This is a genomic window from Microbacterium sp., from assembly GCF_043427715.1.
In the GTDB taxonomy this organism is placed as follows: domain Bacteria; phylum Actinomycetota; class Actinomycetes; order Actinomycetales; family Microbacteriaceae; genus Microbacterium.
This window is the reverse complement of record NZ_JBHWTD010000055.1, coordinates 1-6164: the sequence shown is the minus strand read 5'-3', so window position 1 is coordinate 6164 and position 6164 is coordinate 1. Positions and strand designations below refer to the sequence as shown.

At 69.4% G+C, this 6164-nt stretch carries 6 protein-coding genes; 2 read left to right on the top strand and 4 right to left on the bottom strand.

Annotation, left to right across the window (positions count from 1 at the left end; genetic code table 11):
* The first annotated feature begins 178 nt into the window (after nucleotides 1-178).
* Nucleotides 179-637, top strand: coding sequence for a 2-phosphosulfolactate phosphatase (locus ACHFGS_RS05760; RefSeq protein WP_394279399.1), 459 nt, complete (start codon nucleotides 179-181; stop codon nucleotides 635-637).
* Between the two features lie 6 nt (nucleotides 638-643).
* Here ACHFGS_RS05760 and ACHFGS_RS05755 read toward each other — a convergent pair whose 3' ends face one another.
* The 4 genes from ACHFGS_RS05755 to ACHFGS_RS05740 all read right to left on the bottom strand — a co-directional run bounded on the left by ACHFGS_RS05755 (nucleotide 644) and on the right by ACHFGS_RS05740 (nucleotide 4074).
* The gene (locus ACHFGS_RS05755; RefSeq protein WP_394279398.1) at nucleotides 644-1132 is read right to left on the bottom strand and encodes a SprT-like domain-containing protein; all 489 of its coding nucleotides are present in this window, start codon (nucleotides 1130-1132) and stop codon (nucleotides 644-646) included.
* Nucleotides 1133-1161: 29 nt separating this feature from the next.
* A complete protein-coding gene (locus tag ACHFGS_RS05750; RefSeq protein ID WP_394279397.1) occupies nucleotides 1162-1689 on the bottom strand; it encodes a hypothetical protein in 528 nt (175 codons plus the stop codon).
* 83 nt (nucleotides 1690-1772) lie between these two features.
* Nucleotides 1773-2636, bottom strand: a complete 864-nt coding sequence (locus ACHFGS_RS05745; protein ID WP_394279396.1) for a spermidine synthase — start codon at nucleotides 2634-2636, stop codon at nucleotides 1773-1775.
* A 100-nt stretch (nucleotides 2637-2736) separates the two neighbouring features.
* Nucleotides 2737-4074: a DUF222 domain-containing protein gene (locus ACHFGS_RS05740; RefSeq protein WP_394289268.1), complete on the bottom strand. Its 1338-nt coding sequence runs from the start codon at nucleotides 4072-4074 to the stop codon at nucleotides 2737-2739.
* A 355-nt stretch (nucleotides 4075-4429) separates the two neighbouring features.
* Here ACHFGS_RS05740 and ACHFGS_RS05735 point away from each other — a divergent pair, with 355 nt between their 5' ends.
* On the top strand, nucleotides 4430-6103 hold the full coding sequence (locus tag ACHFGS_RS05735; protein WP_394289267.1) for an ABC transporter substrate-binding protein: 1674 nt from the start codon (nucleotides 4430-4432) through the stop codon (nucleotides 6101-6103).
* Nucleotides 6104-6164 lie beyond the last annotated feature (61 nt).

The following is a 6164-nucleotide window of genomic DNA, read 5'->3' as shown; positions in this document are numbered from 1 at the left end:
ACGAGATCACCGACGACGAACTCACCGAAACCCAGCGACTCCTGAACATCAGACCGCGTCGCACCCTCGGCTACCGGAAACCAGCTGACATGATCAACGAACTGATCAACGGTGTTGCGCTGACAACCTGAAACCGCCGGGAGCGGTCGCGCACGATGAGTCAGCGCACGCCGTCTCCGTGAACGGCGCGGCCGTCGCGTCGGCCGCGCACGGTTCGTCGGCCGCGGGCACGGATGCCGTTGTGGTGCTGGGCTGCCTGCGCAACGCCTCGGCGGTCGCGCAGGCGGTGCTCGCCGAGCAGACGCGCCGCGGGGAGCGGACGAGTGTCAACGTGATCGCCGCGGGTGAGATCGACGAGTCGGGCGAGCTGCGCTTCGCGATGGAGGATCTGCTGGGTGCGGGAGCGGTGCTCGGGGCGTTGGAGACGCTGGGCATCGACCACACGTCGCCGGAGGCGGCCGCGGCATCCGAGTCGTTCCGAGGGCTGCGCCGGGCGGCGCGTCACCTCATCACCGCGAGCGGGTCGGGGCAGGAGCTGCTCGCCCGCGAGCTGCGCGACGAGGCGCTGGCGGCGGCGGAGATCGACGCGGACGGCGTGGTGCCGGTGCTCCGCGAGGGGCGCTGGGTCGCGTATTGAGCGCCCTCAGCGCGGGGCGAGTGCAGCGCGCCGCGTCTCTGCGGTGATCTCGCGCCGACGCCACGCGAACAGGTGCCGCTCGTCGAAGCGGGGAGCGCAGATCGCGCAGGAGGTCGCACGGGTCGCGCGGCGATGCCGGTAGGCGACGTGACCGGCGGGGCAGACGCCCACCCACGGGGCGAGTTCGGTCGCCGTCTCACCGCGGTGGGTGACGCCGCCGGTGTAGCCGAGGGAGCGCGCGATGCGCTTCCAGTCAGCACCGTGACCGGCGGCCGGCCCGGCGAGGGCGTGCGCGATCTCGTGGAGGACCGTCTGCCGGTTGGTGGTCTCGTCGTAACGGGCGGACAGGTAGCGCGAGAGCGTGATGCGCTTGCGCGCGTAGTCGCACGCGCCGGCGCGTCGCTTGGCGTTGTCGAAGGCGAACGTCCAGGACTCGTCGAGATGGACCCGCAGCAGGTGCTCCGCTTCGCGGCGGACGTCGGTGAGGTCGGTCATGCGTGGAGGGTAGAACGGATGTACGACACTCAGCTCGCGACGGAGGTCCCGGCCCGCCGACGATCAGCCGCCTCGATGGCGAGAAGGGTCGATTCGAGCTGGTCTTCCGGGGCGCCCGCCTCCTGACGCAGGAAGAGCGCCTTCTTGAAGTCGGCACGGGCCGAGACGTAGTCGCCGGCGTCGTAGTAGGTCTTGCCGCGGTGCTGGCAGGCGAAGGCGGCGAGGGCGGCCCAGCCCTGACCTTCGGCCTCCTCGACGCACATGTTCAGCTCGTGGATGGCTGCGGCGTGCGCGCCACGGAACTGCTGCACGGTGGCGTGGAGCACGCGGGCGCGAAGGAGGTCCTTGCGGGTGCCGGCCATGCGGGCCAGCCGGACGGACTGCTCAGAGACAACGAGGGCGTCGTCGAGGCGGTCGAGGACCTTCAGCAGCCAGACGCGCTCGAGCATGGCAGCGAGGCTGCGCTGCTCGCCGAGCTCATCGAGGCGGGCCCGGCACTGCGAGAGGTCGACGATCTCGCGCAACGTCTCCGGGTCGTATCCCTTGATGTAGCTCACGGCGCTTCCTCCCGAACACTCCCGACGTGTCGTTCCAGTGTCGCCGAGGGGGCCGGTTTGCGAGGCAGGGCACGCCGCGCGTGTCAGCGTTCGAAGACGGATGCCGCGGGTTTCGGTGACGGTTCGGCGTCGGCATCCGTCATGATCCGCGCGGTGCGCGCGAAGGCGTCGAGTTCGGCGCCGTGGGCGACCTTCGCGGGGTGGGGTCCGGCAGCCATGAGGCGGGGGAGCCAGTCCATGGGGAGCGGGGACGCGGAAGCGGCGATGACGATGTTGCCGAAGCTTCCGCCCTTGAGTGTGCGGACCTCGGCGAGGGCGACGACGTGCTCGAGGACGTCGCGGACCGTCGCGACCTGGCGGCGGGCGAACGGGAGGCCGCTGCCGTCGGCGACGTTGATGAGGAGGATGCCCCGTGGGGCGAGCAGATTCGCGAGGACGCGGTAGTACTCGATCGTTGTCAGGTGCGCGGGGGTCTGCGCGCCGGCGAACACGTCGGACACGATGAGGTCGACTTTGCCGAGGATGCCGCCTGGGAGGCGTGCCGCGACGTCGCGCGCATCGCCGATGCGGACGCGGATGCTCGCGTTGCGGGGCAGGGGAAGGTGCTCGCGGACGAGGTCGATGAGGGGCTGCTCGAGTTCGATGACCTGTTGGCGGGAGCCGGGGCGGGTGTGCTCGACGTAGCGGGGGAGGGTCATGGCGCCGGCGCCGAGGTGCACGGCGGTGAGGGGCTCGCCGGGCGAGCCGATCAGGTCGATGACCGCGCCCATGCGGGCGATGTACTCGAAGTGCAGGTGCGAGGGGTCGTCGAGGTCGACGTGCGACTGCGGGGTGGCCTCGACGACGAGCTCCCACCCGCCGGCGAACCGGCTCGGCGTGACCTGCGCTGTGCGCCCGTCGGAGAGCGTGGTGCGGGCGACGTCGTTCTCTTCGTACGCCCGGGCCATCCTTCAACGCTAGTCGGTGCGGGGATGGGCAGTGCGCCGGATGGAAGCGTGGGTCGAACCGCGGCGCGGGCCGAGACGGACCGCGGCGCGCGGTCACCGTTCAGAAGGGTGCGGGTGTGGTGTCGGCAGGGGTGAACGCGACGGCTGGGGTGGGTGCGTCTTCGCGGTAGGTTCTGCCGAGGGGTGAGGTCCATTCCAGGACACCACCCGAGAGTTGTCGGACTCTCCAGGCTGTGAACTGTTTCATCGAATGGTGTCGTTGGCACAGGTGACCCAGGTTTCGGGTGGTCGTCTCACCGCCGAGGGCGTGATCCACCGTGTGGTCGACTTCACACCGGATCGCTGCGGTGCGGCATCCGGGGAACCGGCAATGCTGGTCTCTGGCTTGCAGATATCGGCGCATCCGATGCGGGACCCGGTAGGTGTCGACCTCATGCACCGTACCCGTGACGGGATCGGTGAACAGTCGCTCCCATGCCGGCTGATCGCCGGCAAGACGTCGAGCCGTCTTCGCGTCGATGGCCGACCGGCCGACGAGATCGGCGGGGCCGTCATCGCTGCCGGTGAGGCATGTCGCCGTCACGACGACCTGCACGCGCGCACGGATCGCGCCGAGGGGCCCGGCGGTCGTGTCGCGGGTGTCGTCGAGGGCTGGGGTGCCGGCGAGGAGCAGGTCGGCGAAGATGTCCGCACGGACCTGATCGGTCGAGCGGGTATCGGTTGCGGCGACCGCGGCCCGGGTATCGGCCGCTGCGGCGTCCTCGCCGCTCACGGACCGCTCACCGCGCGTGTCGATCACCGCCCGGGCCTGCTGGGTCAACCGGTCGTGGATCCCTTCGGCGATCACCGTCGGGAGCGTCGCGATCAGGTCCGACATCCCGTCACGACCCGGAACCAGCCGCACGCACCGGGTCGCGGCAGCCTCGGTGTGTCGTTCGGTGAAGGACCGGGGGTGCATCCGCTGCGCAAGGATATCCAGCCCCGGCCGCACCCGGTTCGGAGTGTCCTTCTCGCACCGCGCAATCGCGGCCGCCTCGAACTCGGCCCGCATCTCGACCGGAACGACCGACCCCGTGTCGACGATCACGAGCACGTGACCGCGGGTGATCCGACCTTGCTCCCACGCCACGACCGACGCGGGGTAGCCCTCGATGATCGTGCGGGCCTCGTCGATGCGGCGCTGGACGGCGCGGTCGGTGATCCGCATCACCCCACCCACCTCGGCGGCGATGCAACGCAACGCCATGTCGTGAGCAGCCACTCGCCGATCCGCGCCCACTGTCTGCGCTTCGGCGAGCTGCCCGGCCCGGGCGAGCACTCGCAACTGGGTGATCTGGCCCGCGGCGACGAGCCGTTCCGCTGCCTCGACCTCGTGCACGATGCCCGCGAGCGACGCGAGATACGCGTCCGATCCGGGGGCCTCTGGCGTGCTGGTCATACCTCCATTGTGGTGAGGGCCTCCGACATCGAACCGTCGCTAGCCCGTACATTCGGCGCTGGTCAGATGAGAAATCCCTCATCTCAACGGCGTCCCGTCCGGGGAGGGACTCCGACCAGCAGGCCGGCCCGGGTCGCCGGAAGAGGCCCGCGTCGGGTGGGAGACTGTTCGTGTTCCTGAGCGTGATTTCACGTGCACGCCCCGAACGTGATGGGCTGTCTCTGCCGAGATCGCGGAAACGTGATTGAGATGCAGATGTAACCGGCTGACCGCTCACGCCGGGGTAGCGTCAGGACATCCCTTCGGCGGCGTACAGTCGCGCCTGCCGACGAGCCATACGGAAGGTGCACAGCACATGCTCTCCACTCACAGAAAGCGCATTGTCGTGAGCGTCGCATCGCTCGCGATCGGCGCGCTCGCGCTCACCGCGTGCGGCAGCCAGCGTGACGACGACGGCGGCTCCGCCGCTCCTGAAGACGTCGACGGCACGTTCGTCTTCGCCGCATCCAGCGACCCGGCCAGCCTCGACCCCGCCTTCGCGCAGGACGGCGAGACGTTCCGCGTCTCCCGCCAGATCTTCGAAGGTCTCGTCGGCACCGAGCCCGGCACCGCCGACCCCGCACCGCTCCTCGCTGAGTCGTGGGAGTCCACCGAGGACGGCATGAGCCACACCTTCACGCTCAAGGAGGGTGTCACGTTCCACGACGGCACCGACTTCAACGCGGAGGCCGTCTGCGCCAACTTCGACCGGTGGTTCAACTGGGAGGGTCTGGCTGCCAGCGAGGCGCTCGGCTACTACTACAACAAGCTCTTCAAGGGTTACGCCTCGAACGCCGAGGACGCGGTCTACAAGTCCTGCGCCGCCGACGGTGACACCACGGTGACCATCGAGCTCAACAAGCCGTTCGCCGGTTTCATCCCCGCGCTGTCGCTGCCCGCGTTCGCGATGCAGTCGCCGACGGCCCTCGAGGAGTACGCAGCTGACGAGGTCGGCGGCACCGCCGAGGCTCCGACGCTCAGCGAGTACGCCACCGGCCACCCGGTCGGCACCGGTCCCTACGTCTTCGAAGAGTGGGCTCCGGGCGAGCAGCTGACCCTCACCGCCAACGAGGACTACTGGGGCGAGGCCGGTCAGATCGACGAGATCATCTTCCGCGTGATCGATGACCCGACCGCACGCCGCCAGGCGCTCGAGGCCGGCTCGATCGACGGCTACGACCTCGTCGGTCCCGCAGACACCGCCGCCCTCGAGGAGGACGGCTTCACCATGGTGTCGCGTCCCCCCTTCACGATCCTCTACCTCGCCTTCAACCAGGCCGTCGAGGAGCTCCAGGATCCGACCGTGCGTCAGGCCCTCTCCTACGCCGTCGACAAGGACGCGCTCATCTCGCAGGTCCTGCCCGAAGGCACCGAGAAGGCGACGCAGTTCATGCCTGACACGGTCAACGGGTACAACCCCGACGTCACCACGTACGAGTACGACCCCGAGAAGGCCAAGGAGCTCCTCGCGGAGGCCGGCTACACCGAGGAGAACCCGCTCACGCTGACGTTCAACTACCCGGTCGACGTCTCGCGCCCCTACATGCCGGACCCCGAGCAGATCTTCACGGTCCTCTCGAGCCAGCTCGAGGCCGTCGGCGTCGTCACCGAGCCCGAGACCGACGCGTGGAACCCGGACTACCTCGACAAGATCACGGCCAGCTCCGACCACGGCATCCACCTCCTCGGCTGGACCGGCGACTACAACGACACCGACAACTTCGTCGGCGTGTTCTTCGGTCAGAAGTCGGCGGAGTGGGGCTTCGACAACCCCGAGCTGTTCGCAGCGCTCGACGAGGCCCGCGGCATCGCAGACCTCGAGGAGCAGTCGGCGCTCTACCAGGAGATCAACCAGATGGTCGCCGAGTTCATCCCCGGCGTCCCGCTCGCTCACCCGGCCCCGACCCTGGCCTTCGACCCCCGTGTCGAGAGCTACCCGGCCAGCCCCGTGAACGACGAGGTCTTCAGCGAGATCGTCCTCAGCGAGTAAGACGTACCCGGCGGCATCCGTCGCCACACCGGTGCGGGACGGGGTCACCCCCGTCCACATT